Annotated in this window: 15 protein-coding genes; 9 read left to right on the forward strand and 6 right to left on the reverse strand. The window is 74.6% G+C overall.

The window, feature by feature from the left end:
* Positions 1–304 precede the first annotated feature (304 nt).
* Complete coding sequence (locus KUM32_RS18860) at positions 305–1,231, reverse strand: DUF3027 domain-containing protein (protein ID WP_217143089.1); 927 nt, start codon at positions 1,229–1,231, stop codon at positions 305–307.
* 355 nt (positions 1,232–1,586) lie between these two features.
* Between KUM32_RS18860 and KUM32_RS18865 the strand changes: the two genes are divergently transcribed.
* Genes KUM32_RS18865 through KUM32_RS18880 form a run of 4 tightly spaced genes read left to right on the forward strand, consistent with a single transcriptional unit; the run spans position 1,587 to position 5,106 of the window.
* Positions 1,587–2,975, forward strand: a complete 1,389-nt coding sequence (locus KUM32_RS18865; protein WP_217143090.1) for an MFS transporter — start codon at positions 1,587–1,589, stop codon at positions 2,973–2,975.
* 58 nt (positions 2,976–3,033) lie between these two features.
* Positions 3,034–3,522 carry a DUF2771 domain-containing protein gene (locus tag KUM32_RS18870; RefSeq protein WP_217143091.1) on the forward strand — a complete coding sequence of 163 codons (489 nt, stop codon included), beginning with the start codon at positions 3,034–3,036 and terminating at the stop codon, positions 3,520–3,522.
* A complete protein-coding gene (locus tag KUM32_RS18875) occupies positions 3,492–4,268 on the forward strand; it encodes a futalosine hydrolase (protein WP_217143092.1) in 777 nt (258 codons plus the stop codon). Before KUM32_RS18870 ends, KUM32_RS18875 begins: the two co-directional genes overlap by 31 nt.
* Positions 4,258–5,106, forward strand: a complete 849-nt coding sequence (locus KUM32_RS18880; protein ID WP_217143093.1) for a 1,4-dihydroxy-6-naphthoate synthase — start codon at positions 4,258–4,260, stop codon at positions 5,104–5,106. Before KUM32_RS18875 ends, KUM32_RS18880 begins: the two co-directional genes overlap by 11 nt.
* 11 nt (positions 5,107–5,117) lie before the next feature.
* Here the strand turns inward: KUM32_RS18880 and KUM32_RS44730 are convergent, their stop codons facing one another.
* Positions 5,118–5,501: a cold-shock protein gene (locus KUM32_RS44730; protein ID WP_161163330.1), complete on the reverse strand. Its 384-nt coding sequence runs from the start codon at positions 5,499–5,501 to the stop codon at positions 5,118–5,120.
* Positions 5,502–5,675: 174 nt separating this feature from the next.
* Here KUM32_RS44730 and KUM32_RS18890 point away from each other — a divergent pair, with 174 nt between their 5' ends.
* Positions 5,676–5,954, forward strand: a complete 279-nt coding sequence (locus tag KUM32_RS18890) for a hypothetical protein (RefSeq protein WP_217143094.1) — start codon at positions 5,676–5,678, stop codon at positions 5,952–5,954.
* Here KUM32_RS18890 and KUM32_RS18895 read toward each other — a convergent pair.
* Both KUM32_RS18895 and KUM32_RS18900 read right to left on the reverse strand, forming a co-directional pair.
* Positions 5,903–6,565, reverse strand: coding sequence for an HAD family hydrolase (locus KUM32_RS18895; RefSeq protein WP_217143095.1), 663 nt, complete (start codon positions 6,563–6,565; stop codon positions 5,903–5,905). The genes KUM32_RS18890 and KUM32_RS18895 overlap by 52 nt on opposite strands.
* 125 nt (positions 6,566–6,690) lie before the next feature.
* Positions 6,691–7,758 (reverse strand): hypothetical protein, encoded by a 1,068-nt coding sequence (locus KUM32_RS18900; protein ID WP_217143096.1) that lies wholly within the window; start codon positions 7,756–7,758, stop codon positions 6,691–6,693.
* Positions 7,759–7,894: 136 nt separating this feature from the next.
* Between KUM32_RS18900 and KUM32_RS18905 the strand changes: the two genes are divergently transcribed.
* The 3 genes from KUM32_RS18905 to KUM32_RS18915 all read left to right on the forward strand — a co-directional run bounded on the left by KUM32_RS18905 (position 7,895) and on the right by KUM32_RS18915 (position 12,888).
* Entirely contained in the window at positions 7,895–10,462 is a 2,568-nt protein-coding gene (locus KUM32_RS18905; protein ID WP_217143097.1) for a helicase C-terminal domain-containing protein, read from the forward strand.
* Between the two features lie 488 nt (positions 10,463–10,950).
* Positions 10,951–11,166 carry a hypothetical protein gene (locus KUM32_RS18910; RefSeq protein ID WP_217143098.1) on the forward strand — a complete coding sequence of 72 codons (216 nt, stop codon included), beginning with the start codon at positions 10,951–10,953 and terminating at the stop codon, positions 11,164–11,166.
* Positions 11,167–11,250: 84 nt separating this feature from the next.
* Entirely contained in the window at positions 11,251–12,888 is a 1,638-nt protein-coding gene (locus tag KUM32_RS18915; RefSeq protein ID WP_217143099.1) for a DNA repair helicase XPB, read from the forward strand.
* A gap of 3 nt (positions 12,889–12,891) precedes the next feature.
* Here KUM32_RS18915 and KUM32_RS18920 read toward each other — a convergent pair whose 3' ends face one another.
* The gene (locus KUM32_RS18920) at positions 12,892–13,077 is read right to left on the reverse strand and encodes a hypothetical protein (RefSeq protein ID WP_217143100.1); all 186 of its coding nucleotides are present in this window, start codon (positions 13,075–13,077) and stop codon (positions 12,892–12,894) included.
* Between the two features lie 276 nt (positions 13,078–13,353).
* On the opposite strand from KUM32_RS18920, the gene KUM32_RS18925 reads away from it, so the two are divergent.
* Positions 13,354–15,426, forward strand: a complete 2,073-nt coding sequence (locus KUM32_RS18925) for an AAA family ATPase (protein ID WP_217143101.1) — start codon at positions 13,354–13,356, stop codon at positions 15,424–15,426.
* A 121-nt stretch (positions 15,427–15,547) separates the two neighbouring features.
* Here KUM32_RS18925 and KUM32_RS18930 read toward each other — a convergent pair whose 3' ends face one another.
* The gene (locus tag KUM32_RS18930) at positions 15,548–16,237 is read right to left on the reverse strand and encodes a copper homeostasis protein CutC (protein WP_217143102.1); all 690 of its coding nucleotides are present in this window, start codon (positions 16,235–16,237) and stop codon (positions 15,548–15,550) included.
* Between the last annotated feature and the right edge of the window lie 227 nt (positions 16,238–16,464).

Here is a 16,464-nt window from a genome sequence, read left to right on the forward strand (position 1 = left end):
GACCAGACCACTCCGGGCCCCGACCGCCCCGGCCGACGAACCCCGACCAGACCGCCCCCGGCCGGACCGGCCCAGCCAACACCGGTCAGGGACCACTCCCCAACCCGTCCGGCCACCCCGACAGCCGCCCGACCGGCCCAGCCGACGAAACACCGGCCAAGGCCCCCACCAGCCCGTCCGGCGTTTGAGGACGAGGCCGTCAAGGCCGACGGGGGTCCGGGGGCGCAGCCCCCGGGGAGGCGCGCCACGACGCACCCGCACCCGCACCCGCACCCACCGTCACAGGTGCCGGCACCGTCACACCCTACGAATGCCCCAGCTCCGCCGCCGCCTCGTCCTCGACCACCGGAACCGACCCGGAATCCGCCGCCGGCCGCAACGGGAACGGATCGACCCGCGTCTCGTCGATCACCGGCGGAGCCACCCGCGGCGGCTTCGGCATGACCGCGGCCTCGGAGTGCCCGCCGCACCCGTAGGCCAGGGACACCACATGCCCGTCCGCGGGGGAGAACTCGTTGGCGCACACCCCGAAGGCCTGCCCCAGCGAGCCGCCGATCCGTGCCAGGAAGCCGCAGCTCACACAGGACGCGGGGGCGGCCTGGGCCATCGCGGTCTTCGGGCCGAAGCCCTCCTCCCAGCGGTCCGCGGCGACGTGCAGCCCGTACCGCGAGAGCACCCGCGTGCGGCGCAGGCCCAGCTCCTCGGCGACCGCCGAGATCGTGCCGCGGGCCGGGACCGTCGTCAGCTCGGCCGGCGGACCGGACGTGACCTCGGCGTCCTCGGCCTCCACCAGGTCGGCCATCTCGTGGGAGACGACGGAGTTCGGCGGCGGCTCGTCCTCGCCGGTCCAGCCGGGCTCCAGCCGCAGGTCCTCCGCGTCGGTGGGCAGCAGGTCACCGGGGCCCATGTCACCGGGCCGCAGCCGCTCGCTCCACGGCACCCACTCGGGGGCGAGCAGGGCGTCCGGGCCGGGCAGCAGGACCGCCTCGTCCACCGTGACGATCTTGGCGCGGGAGGCGCGGGCCACGGTCACGGCCCAGCGCCAGCCGCGGTACCCCAGCTCCGTGCAGACGAAGAAGTGCGTGACCACCCGGTCACCCTCCGACACCAGCCCGGCGTGCTCGCCGACGACGCCGGGTGCGGCGGCCTCCTCGGCTGCGGCGCGGGCGAGGTCGACGGCCTCGGCGCACAGACGGTCAGGGGTGCGGCTTCGCGTTGTCGCTGCGCTCACAGGTATCGCTTCTCTCCATACGCCGTCTCACGAGTGCGCCGCTGCCTGCGAGGGGCGGACGGAGCGGACCTGTGGACCGCGTCGACGTCCGCGCCCGATCGCGCTCGGGCACACCTACGTCATCCATTCTGCGGGATGGCCGTACGGCGCGCGGCCGAGAACGTTCGCCACGGCGCGCTACGCACGCTACCTGCTCATGTGCGCTGGGCCTACACCGACGGGAGTTTCCGCGGGGTGCAGCCCGGTGTTCCCCGGCGGTGTCGCCCGGCGTTCCCCGGCGGTGTCACCCGACTCGGCCACCGCCATCCGCGCCGTATCGACGCTATAGCCCCGTCTCTCGGGGCACTATGACGGGGTGGCAGCCGCACGGACGGAGTTCAAGGGCGGAAGCCGGGGGCGCGGCCCCGGGCGGTTCCGCGCGATCGGCCGTGCCCTGCGTCTGCCGGTGACCGGGACCGCGCGCGGCATCCGCCGGGCGACCCACGCGCACGGCGCCGGCGAGTCCGGCCTCGGCAAGCTGATCGAGCTGCACGGGGTGAACGGCGCCGGTGACGTCATGATCACCGTCGCCCTCGCCTCCACCGTCTTCTTCTCCGTCCCGACCGACGAGGCGCGCGGGCGCGTCGCTCTCTACCTAGCGATCACCATGGCGCCGTTCACCCTCCTCGCCCCGGTGATCGGTCCCCTCCTGGACCGCGTGCCGCACGGCCGCCGCGCGGCGATGGCGGCCGCGATGGGCGCCCGGGCGCTGCTCGCGCTGGTGCTGTCCGGGGCGGTCATCAGCGGCAGCGTCGAGATGTACCCGGCCGCGCTCGGCGTCCTGGTCGCCTCGAAGGCGTACGGCGTGGTCAGAAGCGCGGTGGTGCCCCGCCTGCTGCCGCCGCGCTTCTCCCTGGTGAAGGCGAACTCGCGGGTGACGCTGTGCGGGCTGCTCGCCACCGGCGTCGCCGCGCCGATCGCGGCGGGGCTCCAGCAGGTCGGGCCGCGCTGGCCGCTGTACGGCGCCTTCGTGATCTTCGTCGCGGGCACCGTGCTGTCGTTCACGCTGCCGCCGGAGGTGGACTCGGCGCGCGGCGAGGACCGGGCACTGCTCGCCGCGGACGAGCAGCACCTGCACGGGCCGCTGCGCAAGCGGGCCAGGCGTCCCGGGCTGCGTACCGTGGGCCCGGCGGTGACGCACGCGCTGGGCGCCAACGCGGCCATCCGCTGCCTGTCCGGCTTCCTGATCTTCTTCCTGGCCTTCCTGCTGCGGGTGCACCCGATGACGGGCCAGAGCGCGGTCGTGTCCCTGGGGATAGTGGGCGTCGCGGCCGGCGCGGGCAACGCCCTGGGCACGGCGGTCGGGGCGTGGCTGCGGTCGCGGGCGCCGGAGATCATCATCGTGACGGTCGTCGCGTTCGTGCTGGGCACGGCGGCCTTGGCCGCGGTGTTCTTCGGCGCGGTGCTGGTGGCGTGCCTGGCGGCGGTCGCCGGGTTCGCGCAGGCGCTGGCCAAGCTGTCCCTGGACGCGCTGATCCAGCGGGACGTGCCGGAACAGGTCCGCACGTCGGCGTTCGCGCGCTCGGAGACGCTGCTCCAGGTCGCGTGGGTGCTGGGCGGCGCGGTCGGCATCGTGCTGCCGCTGAACGGCACGCTGGGCCTGTCGGTGGCCGCCGCGATCGTCGCCGCCGGGTGGCTGACGACCGTACGGGGCCTGATCGGCTCGGCCCGGCACGGGGGACCGGCGCGGCCGAGGGTGGCGTGACCACGCCACGCCGTACCCAGGTGGGGAGAGGGCCGGAGGCGCCGTATAGCCTTCGCCCATGACCACGTTGCAATCCGTTGTGCGACGCCGCCGCGCTGTCGCCGCCGCCGGCGCCGTATCCGCCGGACTGCTCCTGCTGTCCGCCTGTGACCAGCCGACGCCCATGGGGACGGTCACGGTCGGCAGTGACTCGGTCAGCTCCGAGGCCACCTGTGGTGGCGAGGACAAGGTCCTGGAGACCGCCGAGATCCAGAAGTGCCTGAAGGACGACGACGTCAAGTCCATCAAGGTCGACCCCGACGACACCGTCCGCTTCGGCGTGGACCCGGAAGTCGCCGACCAGCGCTGGACGATCCTGATGAACGGTCAGCAGCTGACCGACGACACGGACAACACCTACCGCACGGTGCCGGGCAGCGTGTTCTTCAACGCCCAGTACGGCGCCCAGGGTGACTCGACGCTCGTCACCATCAAGGCCGGCGACGGCAAGGACGACAGCGAGAAGGCCACCGGCCTGTGGTCCTTCAAGCTGAAGAAGGACGACTGACCACGTCCTCCGCGCGCATCCTCGTGGCCACCGCGGTCCCCGTCGAACGGGACGCGGTGGCTCGGGCGTTCCCGGAGCCGGGCGCGAAGGCGCCCCGCCCCGGCGTGACCCTCCACCGTCTCCCGGGCGGCTGGGACCTGCTGGCCGCCGGTGTCGGCCCCGCCCTCGCCGCCGCCTCCACCGCCGCCGCACTGACCGCCGCGGCCCTCGACGGCGCCCCGTACGGTCTGGTCGTCTCGGCCGGCATCGGCGGCGGCTTCGCACCGGAGGCGCCCGTCGGCTCGCTCGTCGTCGCCGACGAGATCACCGCGGCCGACCTGGGCGCCGAGACGGCGGACGGCTTCCTGCCGGTCACCGACCTCGGTTTCGGCACCGTCACCCACCTCCCGCCCGCCGGCCTCGTCCGCCGGGTCGCCGCCGCGACCGGGGCCCGCCCCGGCACCGTCCTGACCGGGTCCACCGTCACCGGCACCGCCGGGCGTGCCGCGCTGCTGCGCGCCCGCCATCCGCGTGCCCTGGCCGAGGCCATGGAGGGCTTCGGTGTCGCCGAGGCCGCCGCCGCGCACGCGGTGCCGGTGCTGGAGCTGCGCGCGGTCTCCAACCCGGTCGGCCCGCGCGACCGTGCCGCCTGGCGCATCGACGACGCGCTCGCGGCGCTGACGGACGCCTTCGGGAAGCTCGCACCCGTTCTCACGAGTTGGGACCCCCATGACCCCCATGACCCACATGACCCGCATGACCTCTGAGTCCTTGCAGATCGCGTACTCCCCCTGCCCGAACGACACCTTCGTCTTCGACGCCCTGGCGCACGGCCGGATCCCCGGCGCTCCCGCGCTCGACGTGACGTTCGCCGACATCGACATCACCAACGGCATGGCCGAGCGCGGCGAGTTCGACGTGCTGAAGGTGTCGTACGCCGTGCTGCCGTACGTCCTCGGCGAGTACGCCCTGCTGCCCTGCGGGGGCGCGCTGGGCCGGGGCTGCGGGCCGCTGGTGCTCACCCGGGAGGCGGACGTGGACCTGCGCGGCCGCACGGTCGCGGTGCCCAGCGAGCGGTCGACGGCGTACCTGCTGTTCCGGCTGTGGGCGGCGGACACCGTGCCCGGCGGGGTGGGCGAGGTCGTCGTCATGCCGTTCCACGAGATCATGCCGGCCGTGCGGGACGGGAAGGTCGACGCGGGGCTCGTGATCCACGAGGCGCGCTTCACGTACCAGAACTACGGGCTGCACAAGCTCGCCGACATGGGCGAGCACTGGGAGCGCACCACCGGGCTGCCGATCCCGCTCGGCGCGATCATCGCCAAGCGGTCGCTCGGCGAGGCGACGCTGACGCGCCTCGCCGACTCGGTCCGTACGTCCGTACGCGCGGCCTGGGACGACCCGGAGGCCTCCCGCCCGTACGTCATGGAGCACGCCCAGGAGATGGACCCGGCCGTCGCCGACCAGCACATCGGGCTGTACGTCAACGAGTTCACGGCCGACCTCGGCGAGGACGGCTACGCGGCGGTCCGGGGCCTGCTGACCCGCGCGGCGGCCGAGGGACTGGTACCGGCCCTCGGCCCGGACGCGCTGGCGTTCCCGTAGGGCGTGGTGGGTCAGACGTCCAGCTGGTCGGCGACCGCGCGCAGGAGACCGGCGATCTTCTTGCCGGCCGTCTTCTCGGGGTAGCGGCCCCGCTCCAGCATCGGGGTGATGTTCTCCAGGAGGGTCGTCAGGTCCTGGACGATGGAGGCCAGTTCGTCCGGTTTCTTGCGCTGCGCGGCCGCGACCGAGGGGGCCGGCTCCAGCAGGGTGAGGGAGAGGGCCTGGTCACCGCGCTGTCCGGCGACCACGCCGAACTCCACGCGCTGTCCCGGCTTCAGGGTCTCGACTCCGGCGGGGAGGACCGAGGAATGGACGAAGACGTCACCGCCGTCGTCACGGGAGAGAAAGCCGAAGCCCTTCTCACTGTTGAACCACTTGACCTTGCCGGTGGGCACGTCTGTCCTCGTCCTCGTACTCGTCGGAAAACTGCTCGGAAAACCGCTGGGAAACGGCTCTTGATAGCACTTGGGCGGGTCGTCCGGACCCGCCGGTACCAAGGCTAATGGTCTTCAGGCCGGTGACAAGACGTCCCCCGGTCGTTCCCTCGGGCTGGGAACTACCCTGGTGGGGTGCGTGACAAAACCCAAACGAATTCCGCCGCGCCCGGTGACCGGCTGATCCGCGCCGGTGCGGTCGTCTTCTTCGTCGGCGCCGTGGCCACCCTGGTCACGGTGGCCCCGCTGCTGCTGGGCACGACGCCCTTCCCCACCTACATGTTCCTCCTGAGCATGCTGATGGGAGTGGGCTTCCTGATCGCCGGCGCGGGGGTGTTCCGGTCGATCGCGGCGGGCCGGCGTCAGGCGCGCGCGGTGTCGGGTCCGGCGCCCGCCCCGTCGCCGTCCCGGTAGTCCGCGAGCCATGCCGGGAACTCCGTCAGGTCGGTGAGGACCACGTCGGCGCCGGCCGCCCGCAGCTCCTCGGCGCTGCACGGGCCGCTGGCCACGGCCACGGAGTGGGCACCGGCGGCGCGGGCGCCCAGTACGTCGCCGAGGTGGTCGCCGACGTACACGCGGGCGCCGTGCTCGCGCAGGGCCACGGCCTTCTGCTCGGCCCACAGGTCGCCGATCACGGCGTCCGGCTCGATGCCGAGGTGCGCCAGGTGCAGCTTGGCGTTCGGTTCGTACTTGGCGGTGACGACGATCGCCCGTCCGCCGGCCTCCCGCACGGCGTCGACGGCCTCCCGGGCGCCGGGCAGCGCGGGCGTGGCGGCGACGGCGTACGTCGGGTACATCTCCCGGTACAGGTCGGCGGTGGCCGCTATCTCCTCGGCGGGGAACCAGTGGGCCAGCTCCTGCTCCAGCGGCGGCCCGAGCCGGGTGACGGCCAGGTCGGCGTCGACGTACGTCCCCGTCCGCTCGGTCAGCGCCAGGTAGCAGGCGCGGATGCCGGGGCGCGAGTCGATCAGCGTCATGTCGAGGTCGAAACCGACGGTGGGCGCGGGGCGGGTCGTGGAGGCCATGCAGCCCATTGTGCCGGGAGGGCCGACGGCGCCGCCCGGACGGCCGCCCGCCCACCGCGGGGTCCCGCCCACCGCGGGGTCCCGTCGGCCGCGTCGTCCTCCGCCCGCCCCGGCGGGGCGGGCGGTCAGCCCCGGGGGCGGCGGGCGCGCCAGAGGAGGTAGAGGGCCGAGGCCAGCGCGGCGGAGCGCAGGACCCAGGGCCAGGTGTCGGCGATGGCGTCGCTCATGTGGCCCTCGGCGACCCGGGCGCCCCAGCGGCCGTCCGCACGGCCCCACAGCCAGACGACGCCCGCGGCGACGACCGTGCCGGGCAGGCCCAGTACCGCCCACTTCGCCTGGGCGGGGGTCAGGCGGCGGGAGAGGAAGACGCTCAGCCAGCCGATGCCCAGCAGTTCGGGTCTGACGAGGACGGCGCCGGCGACCAGCAGGGCGGCGGCGAGCAGCAGCAGGGGGCTGTTCCAGCCGCCCTCGGGCCACAGGCGGGGCAGGCGGCGGACCCTGCCCGTCTTCCCGGCGGCCGGCTCCGCGGGCTCCTCCACCGCTTCCGCGGCCGCCTTCCCGGCCGTGCCGTCCTGCTGCGCCGCCTCGTCCCGCTCCCTCGGCGGAGGCTTCAGCAGCTCCGGGATCTCGACGCCGCCGACGAATCCCGGCACGCTGTCACCGCCACCGCCCCTGCCCCCGCCCCCGAACGGGCCGTTGTCCACCCGCCACCAGTCCGGCTGCGGGCCGCTGTCGCCCAGCTCGTGCGCGCTCGCCGTGTGCGGCGGGGAGGGGGCCGGCGCGGGCACCGGCTCGGACTCCGCGCCGGACGCGGCGGGGCGGGGGCGCGGCACGGCACGCCGCAGGCCCTTGCGCCGCTGTGCGTTCCGCGGCTGGTCCTCCCGCTGTGCGGGCACGGCCGCGGGCGGCGCCGTACCGCCAGTGCCACCGGGACCGCCGGGACCACCGGGACCGCCGGGACCGCCGGGACCGCCCGCCGCGTCGACGATGTCGTCGGGGCTGCCGAGCCGGTCCAGGATGCGGCGGACGGCGGCGGGACTGTCCCCGGTGGTCCCGGCACGGCGCCGGTCGATCTCGTCGCGCAGTTCGGCGACCAGCCGCATGCGGGCGGCCGACGGCAGCTGCCGTTGCTGGGCCACGTCGCCGACGCGGCTCAGATACTCGTAGACGACCTGGTCGCTCTCGATCCCCACAAAGCCCTCCGGGGCGGTGTGTTGTGGTACCCCGTCGGACGAAGGTACCGAATGTTCCCGCCCGCGGCTCAGGCCCCGCGCACCGCGCCACCGCACGCGCACCCCACCGTCGTACCCACCCGCTACCGTGGGCCGGATGAGCACCGAGGAGAAGTCCGCGGCCCCCCGGTCCCTCGCGGAAGCCCTCCGCGTCAGGGACGACGTCTCGCTGGCCGCCCTCCTGCGCAGCCGGCCCGACCTCGTCACCCCCGTGCCCACGGACCTCACGCAGCTCGCCACCCGCGCCGGCACCCGCGCCTCGGTCGTCCGGGCCCTGGAGCGGCTGGACCGGTTCACCCTGCAGACCGCCGAGGCGCTGGCCGTGGCGGCGGACCCGGCGCCGTACGACGAGCTGCTCGGCCTCATGGCCGGGGACCCGGGTGACACGGCCGACCCCGCGGTCCCGGCCGCCCTGCCCCGGGCGGTCGCCCTGCTGCGCGAGCAGGCCCTGGTGTGGGGCGCCGACGACCGGCTGCGGCTGGTGCGCACCGCACGCGAGCTGCTCGCGCCGTCCGCGCAGCACCCGTCCCCGACCGGCCTCGGCCCCACCGTGCGGGAGGCGACGGCGGGGATGTCGCCCGGCCGGATCCAGGAGATCCTCGCCGCCGTCGGTCTGCCCTCGACCCACGACTCCGTCTCCGCCGTGTCCGCGCTCGGCGCCCTGTTCACCGACCGGCCGCGGATGGCGGCGCTCCTCGCCGACCTGCCCGAGGAGTCCCGCCAGGTGCTGGCCCGGCTGGTGTGGGGCCCGCCCTACGGCCAGGTCACCCACGATCCCGCGCCGCACCTGCGGGCGCTGCTGGACCGCGGCCTGCTGCTGCCGACCGCGCCGGGCACGGTCGTCCTCCCCCGCGAGGCCGCCCTGCACCTGCGCGCGGGGAGGGCGCACCGCACGCCCGAGCCGGTGCCGCCGCCGGTGGAGGCCGTCGCGGCACACCGTCCACAGCTTGTGGACGCCACGGCGGCCGGGCAGGCCCTGACGGCGCTGGCGACCGTCGAGGAGCTGCTGAAGGACTGGGATGAGGGCGGGCCGGCGGTGCTGCGGGCCGGCGGTCTGAGCGTGCGCGACCTGAAGCGGACGGCCGTCGCCCTGGACGTGCCCGAGCATGTCGCCGCCTTCTGGGTCGAGCTGGCCTACGCGGCCGGTCTGATCGCCTCCGACGGCGAGGCCGACGAGCGGTACGCGGCGACCCCGGCCTACGACGAGTGGCGCGAGCTGCCTCCCGCCGAGCGCTGGGCGCGGCTGGCCGTGACGTGGCTGACGGCCACTCGCACGCCGGGGGTGGTCGGCGGGCGGGACGCCAAGGACCGCACGCTGTCGGCGCTGGGCCCGAACCTGGACCGTTCGGCGGCGCCGGAGGTACGGCACCGGGTGCTGGCCCTGCTGGCGGCGCTGCCGCCGGGCGCCTCGCCCGCCGAGGAGTCGGTGCTGGCCCGGCTGCGCTGGGAGCGTCCGCTGCGCGGGCCCGAGCGGGAACGGCGCGAGGACGACCTGCGCACCAGGATCGCCCGGTGGACGCTGTCCGAGGCCGAGCTGCTGGGCGTCACCGGGCGCGGCGCGCTGGCGGCGCCGGGGCGGGCGCTGATCGGGGCGCCCGAGCCGCCGCGCCGGGACGAGCCGTCCGAGGGGCCCGGCGACAAGCTTCCCGTCCACCACCACACGCCGCCCGCGCCCGCCCCGCTCGCCCCCGCCGAGCAGGCCGCCGCCGCCGCGCGGGCCGCCCGGCTGCTCGCGCCGCTGTTCCCCGAGCCGCTGGACCACGTGCTGCTCCAGGCCGACCTGACGGCGGTGGCACCGGGGCCCCTGGAGCGTCCGCTGGCCGACCTGCTGGGGGAGCTCGCGGACGTGGAGTCCAAGGGCGGGGCGACCGTCTACCGCTTCACCCCGGGCTCGGTGCGCCGCGCGCTGGACGCCGGGCGGACCGCCGCCGACCTGCACGCCTTCCTCGCCCGGCACTCCCGTACGCCGGTGCCGCAGCCGCTGACGTACCTGATCGACGACGTGGCCCGGCGGCACGGGCAGCTCCGGGTGGGCGCGGCCTCGTCGTACGTGCGCTGTGACGACGAGGCGACGCTGGACGAGATCCTCGCCGACAAGCGGGCGGCCGGCCTGGGGCTGCGCCGTCTCGCACCGACCGTGCTGGCCGCGCGGAGCGACCCGGCGGCGCTGCTGGAGGGGCTGCGCGCGATGGGGTTCGCGCCGGCCGCCGAGTCCGCCGCGGGCGACGTGCTGATCGCCCGCGCCGACGCCCACCGCACCCCGCCGCGTGCGGCGCCGGAGCCGGTCCCGGACGGTCCGCCGGTCCCGGACGACACGCTTCTGGCGGCGGCGATCCGCGCGATCCGGGCCGGCGACCTGGCCTCCACGGCCCCGCGCAAGCCGGGCCCCGGGGCCGGTGCGGACGACGCCGCGGCGGCGGGCGGCGAGCTGCCCCGCACGGGAGCCGCCGAGACCCTCGCCACCATGCAGGCGGCCGTCCTGACCGGCGAGGCTCTGTGGATCGGCTACGTGAACGCCGAGGGCGCCGCCAGCCAGCGCGTCGTGGCCCCGATCCGGGTCGAGGGCGGCTTCGTCACGGCGTACGACCACACGGCGGACGAGGTGCGCACGTATCCACTGCACCGGATCACCGGGGTCGCGGAACTCGCCGACGACGCGACGTGACCTGGCCTGCAAAGACCCGGCTCCCCGGGTTCTACGCCCCCCGGCCGGGATCCCGTCCTCTTTCACCCCTCCGGGCGTACGCGGTGGTTCATGCACGCCACGCCGGGTGATTCGCACCTGCGAGGGAGCTTTTTTCATCTGCCGCATCGAGCCGTCGGCCCTCGGGCAGCCACCGGGTGTCCTGCACCGAACCGAAAGGGGAAACCCGATGCGTGCCGTTCGTCGTGTCACCACCGTCCTGACCGCCACCGCCGCGCTGATCGCGGCGTTCGCCGCCGAGGCCGCCGCGGTCGGCATCGACCTCGGTGGTGGCCTGACCTTCTGATCCGTCCGTTCCGCGTCCCCCTGCCGCGGGCCGGGTCCCAGCCCCCCTGGGCCCGGCCCGCTCCCGGATTCCTCCCTCGGTCCCCGGCAGGGACCCGTGTCACTCCCGTCACTCCCCCCTGCGAACTCCCCCTCCGAACTCCCCCTCCGAAAGGCCGGACCCCATGCCTTCCCACCTCCCCGGACCCGAGCGTTCCGCCGCCCGCTCCGCCGTCGCCGTCTCCGTCGCCGCGCTGATCACCGCCGCCGCGCTGTTCGGCGCGCTCGCCCCCGAGGCCACCGCCCAGCCGCTGCCCCTGCCGCGCACCGGCCTCGAGACGCTGGTCACGGAGGGGATCACCGTCGAGGGGCCGCTGATCAACAACCTCGCTCTCCGGTAGCCGGGCCCCGCGATCAGGCACACTGGACGTTTGGCCGATCCGTCCAGTCGCGGTCGGCCGTACGCACGCGAAAGGGTGCCGCCCGTGAATGGTCCGCTGATCGTCCAGTCCGACAAGACCCTGCTCCTCGAAGTCGACCACGAGCAGGCCGGCGACTGCCGTCGGGCCATCGCACCGTTCGCCGAACTGGAGCGGGCGCCGGAGCACATCCACACCTACCGGGTGACCCCGCTGGGCCTGTGGAACGCGCGGGCCGCGGGCCACGACGCCGAACAGGTCGTGGACGCGCTCGTCGAGTACAGCCGTTACCCGGTGCCGCACGCGCTGCTCGTCGACATCGCCGAGACGATGGACCGCTACGGCCGCCTCACCCTCTCCAAGCACCCGGCACACGGACTGGTCCTGACGACCACCGACCGGCCGGTGCTGGAGGAGGTCCTGAAGTCGAAGCGCATCGCACCGCTGGTCGGCAACCGCATCGACCCCGACACGGTGGTCGTCCACCCCTCCGAGCGCGGACAGATCAAGCAGACGCTGCTGAAGCTGGGCTGGCCCGCCGAGGACCTCGCCGGATACGTCGACGGCGAGGCGCACCCGATCGAGCTGGCCGAGGACGGATGGGCGCTCAGGCCCTACCAGAAGCAGGCGGTGGAGAACTTCTGGCACGGCGGCAGCGGTGTCGTCGTGCTCCCCTGCGGCGCCGGCAAGACGCTGGTCGGGGCCGGTTCGATGGCACAGGCCAAGTCCACGACGCTGATCCTCGTCACGAACACCGTCTCCGCCCGGCAGTGGAAGCACGAGCTCGTCAAGCGCACCAGCCTGACCGAGGACGAGATCGGCGAGTACAGCGGGACGAAGAAGGAGATCCGGCCCGTCACCATCGCCACGTACCAGGTGCTGACGACGAAGCGGAAGGGCGTCTACCCGCACCTGGAGCTGTTCGACTCCCGGGACTGGGGCCTGATCGTCTACGACGAGGTGCACCTGCTTCCGGCGCCGGTCTTCAAGTTCACCGCCGACCTCCAGGCACGCCGCCGCCTGGGCCTGACCGCGACGCTCGTGCGTGAGGACGGCCGGGAGTCGGACGTGTTCTCCCTCATCGGGCCGAAGCGCTTCGACGCCCCGTGGAAGGAGATCGAGGCGCAGGGCTACATCGCGCCCGCCGACTGCGTGGAGGTCCGGGTCAACCTCACCGACTCCGAGCGCCTCGCGTACGCCACCGCCGAGGCGGAGGAGAAGTACCGCTTCTGCGCGACGACCGACACCAAGCGGAAGGTGACGGAGGCGATCGTGCGGCGCTTCGCCGGGCAGCAGATCCTCGTCATCGGCCAGTACATCGACCAGCTCGACGAGCTGGGCGAGCACCTGGGCGCCCCGGTCATCAAGGGCGAGACGTCCAACGCGCAGCGGGAGAAGCTCTTCGAGTCCTTCCGCCGGGGCGAGATCAGCGTCCTCGTCGTCTCCAAGGTCGCCAACTTCTCGATCGACCTGCCGGAGGCGACCGTCGCCATCCAGGTGTCGGGCACCTTCGGGTCCCGGCAGGAGGAGGCCCAGCGCCTGGGCCGGGTGCTGCGCCCCAAGGCCGACGGCCACCAGGCGCACTTCTACTCGGTCGTCGCCCGCGACACCCTCGACCAGGACTTCGCCGCCCACCGCCAGCGCTTCCTGGCGGAACAGGGCTACGCCTACCGGATCATGGACGCGGACGAGATCCTGGGCTGATCCTCACCGGCGCCGGACGCCGGCCTCCTCGCCGTACTCGCCGAGCACGACCACGTCGAAAGCGGCGCCCGCGAACACCCTGACGGTGCGCAGGGCGTCACCGAGCCGGTGCCGGTGGCTGCCGGCCACGAGCGTGGCACCGGACGCGCGGACCGGTGCCGGGGCGGGGGAGATGGTTGCTGCGCTCATGTCTCCATGGTGCGACCGCGCACCCCCGGCCGGCATCGGTCTGCGGGCCGACCCCCCGCCGTCCCCCGCTACGACCGTGGGGGGACCGCACCTCCCCCACAGCGGGTAGGTGCTCCCCTAGGGGTCGGAAAACCCATTGGCCCGCGCCGCGCCCGCTCCCCTACAATCTCCGCTCCCCGCCTCCCCACGGAGCGCCGCCGGCCGGACGGAAACCGGCCGGTTCACCGCGCGCGACAGCCGCGCCCACCGCACAGCAGGTCATCCGGAGGCACCCCCTTGTCCACGCCCGTCCACGACGACCCCCTCGCCAGGGAGCGCGCCCACCTGGCCGCCTCACGTGCCGCCCTGCGCGCCATGCGGGAGGACGTCGAATCCCTCGACATCACCGACGTCACCGCGAACTGGGTCAACGCCGCCGCCCTGGAGCACCAGATCGAGCTGCGCATCAAGGCGCTCGCCGACCTCAGCGACACCCCGCTGTTCTTCGGCCGGCTCGACCACCTGCACGCTCCGGGCGCGGAGCGGGCCGAAGGGGCGGACGGGGAACGCCCGCATCCGGAGGCCGCTTACCAGTCACTGCACATCGGACGCCGGCACGTGCACGACACGGACGGCGACCCGATGGTGATCGACTGGCGGGCGCCGGTCGCGCAGCCGTTCTACCGGGCCTCGAAGAAGGACCCGATGGACATCGCCCTGCGCCGCCGCTTCGGTTACACCGGCGGCGACCTCACGGCGTACGAGGACGAGCACCTGACCGACCCGGCCGAGGCGGCGACCACCAGCAAGCTGCTCCAGCAGGAGATCGAACGGCCCCGTGTCGGCCCGATGCGCGACATCGTGGCGACCATCCAGCCCGAGCAGGACGAGATCGTGCGCGCCGGGCTGGCCGGCTCGGTCTGTGTGCAGGGCGGTCCCGGGACCGGGAAGACCGCCGTCGGCCTGCACCGGGTCGCGTACCTCCTCTACGCCCACCGCGAGCGTCTGGCCCGCACCGGCACGCTCGTCATCGGGCCGAACCGGTCCTTCCTGCACTACATCGAGCAAGTGCTGCCCGCGCTGGGTGAGCTGACGGTCCACCAGTCCACCGTCGACGACCTGGTCGCGCACGTCGAGGTGCGCGGGGCGGACGACGCCGCGGCGGCGACCGTCAAGGGTGACGCGCGGATGGCCGAGGTGCTGCGCAGGGCGCTGTACTCGCACGTCGCGATGCCCACCGAGGGGATCGTGGTGGTGCGCGGCTCGCGCCGCCGGCGGGTGGCGGCGTACGAACTGGAGGAGATCGTCCGCGAGCTGCTCGCCCGCGACATCCGCTACGGCGCCGCCCGCGAGGCCCTCCCGCAGCGCATCGCGCACGCCGTGCTGGTGCAGATGGAACGGGCGGGCGAGGCACCGGACGACCGGGTGCAGAACGCGGTGGCGCGCAACGCCGCGGTGAAGGCGGCGGTCAAGGCGATCTGGCCGCAGGTCGACCCCGCGAAGCTCGTCCTGCGCCTCCTGTCGGACGCGGCCTTCCTCGCCGAGCACGCCGAGGGCGTCCTCACGGAGGACGAGCAGAAGGCGGTGCTGTGGGTGAGGCCGGCCCGCTCGGTGAGGTCCGCCAGGTGGTCGTCCGCCGACGCGGTGCTGATCGACGAGGCCACCGACCTGATCGAGCGCACCCACTCCCTCGGACACGTGGTCCTCGACGAGGCGCAGGACCTCTCCCCGATGCAGTACCGGGCGGTGGGCCGGCGCTGCACCACCGGATCGGCGACCGTCCTCGGCGACCTGGCGCAGGGCACCACGCCCTGGGCGACCCGGAGCTGGGAGGAGGCGCTGGAGCACCTGGGCAAGGGCGAGGCGGTGATCGAGGAGCTGACGGCCGGTTTCCGCGTGCCGACGGACGTCATCGCGTACGCCTCCCGGCTGCTGCCGCACATCGCGCCAGGCCTGACGCCGGTGGCGTCGATCCGGGAGAACCCGGGTTTCTTCGAGATCCGTACGGCCGACGCCGGCACGGACGACGTGGTGGCGGCCTGCCGCGAGCTGCTGGAGCGCGAGGGCTCGGTGGGCCTGATCGCCGCCGACGCGCGGGTGCCGGAGCTGACGGAGGCCCTCGGGGCGGCGGGGATCGGCTTCATCGGCCCCGGTGAGGAGACGACCCTCGCCACCCGGCTGACCCTGGTCCCGGCCTCGCTGGCCAAGGGCCTGGAGTACGACTACGTGGTCCTGGACGAGCCGCAGGCCGTGGTCGACGGCGAACCGGACGAGCGGACGGGGCTGCGACGGCTGTACGTCTGCCTGACCCGAGCGGTGTCGGGCCTGATCGTGACCCACGGGACGGACCTGCCGCCGCAGCTGGCCTAGCGCGGCTGCGGGCGGTCGTGCTTCCCCCGTGCCTGGACGGGGAGTGGGGGAGGCACCCCGCGACGCCGGGCCGCGTGCCCCACCCCGCGAGCGGTCCCGCCGGTGACCGGGTGAGCGACGCTCAGTCCCCCAGCACCCGCCGCCACTCCGCGACCGCCTGCGTCGACACCGGCTCGGCCCACCCGCCCGGCCGCGCCGCGCCGCCGATGTGGAAACCGTCGATCCCCGCGTCCAGCAGCCCGGGTACGTGCTCCAGCCGCAGGCCGCCCCCCACCAGCAACTGCTGCTCGTACCCCGGCTCGCCGCGCCGCCGCGCCTCGGCGAGCAGTACGGCCAGCCCGTCGTCCACCCCGCCGGCCGATCCGGCCGTCAGATAGGTGTCCAGGCCGGGGAAGTCCGCGAGCTGCTTGCGCAGGGCGTCCCGGTTCCCGGCGCGGTCGATCGCCCGGTGGAACGTCCACCGGCACCCGTCCAGCGCCCCGGCGACCCGCTCCACCGCCCCGAGGTCCACGTCACCGTGCGCGTCGAGGAACCCGAGCACGAACTCCGAGGCCCCGGCCCCCCGCATCTCCCCGGCGACCCGCACCAGCCGTTCGACGTCCCCGGCCGCGAATCCGTCCGCGAGCCGCAGCATCACGCGTACGTCGATGTCGACGGCGGCGCGGATCGCGGCGACGGTCGCGGTCGACGGGGTGAGTCCGTCGGCCGCCATGTCGGTGACCAGTTCGAGGCGATCCGCGCCTCCGGCCTGGGCGGCGACCGCGTCCTCGACGTCGAGGGCGATCACCTCCAGGACTGCACGCTTGCTCATGGGACCCCATTCGTCGGCCTGCTACAGGTCTAGTCCAATCCAATCCAAGCCTACGCCCAGACCACGGCGCGGGGCTCCCCCACGTCCCGGTACGACGCCACCGGCCACCGGCCACCCGGCCACCCGGCCACTCGGCCCCCTCGGCCTGCACAGCGCCCCGGCGACTCGGCCCCCGCCCCGCCCCTCAAGCGCCCGGCAGCCTGGCCGCCACCTCCCCGTTCCCCTGC

The sequence above is a fragment of the Streptomyces sp. AC627_RSS907 genome (genome assembly GCF_019049165.1).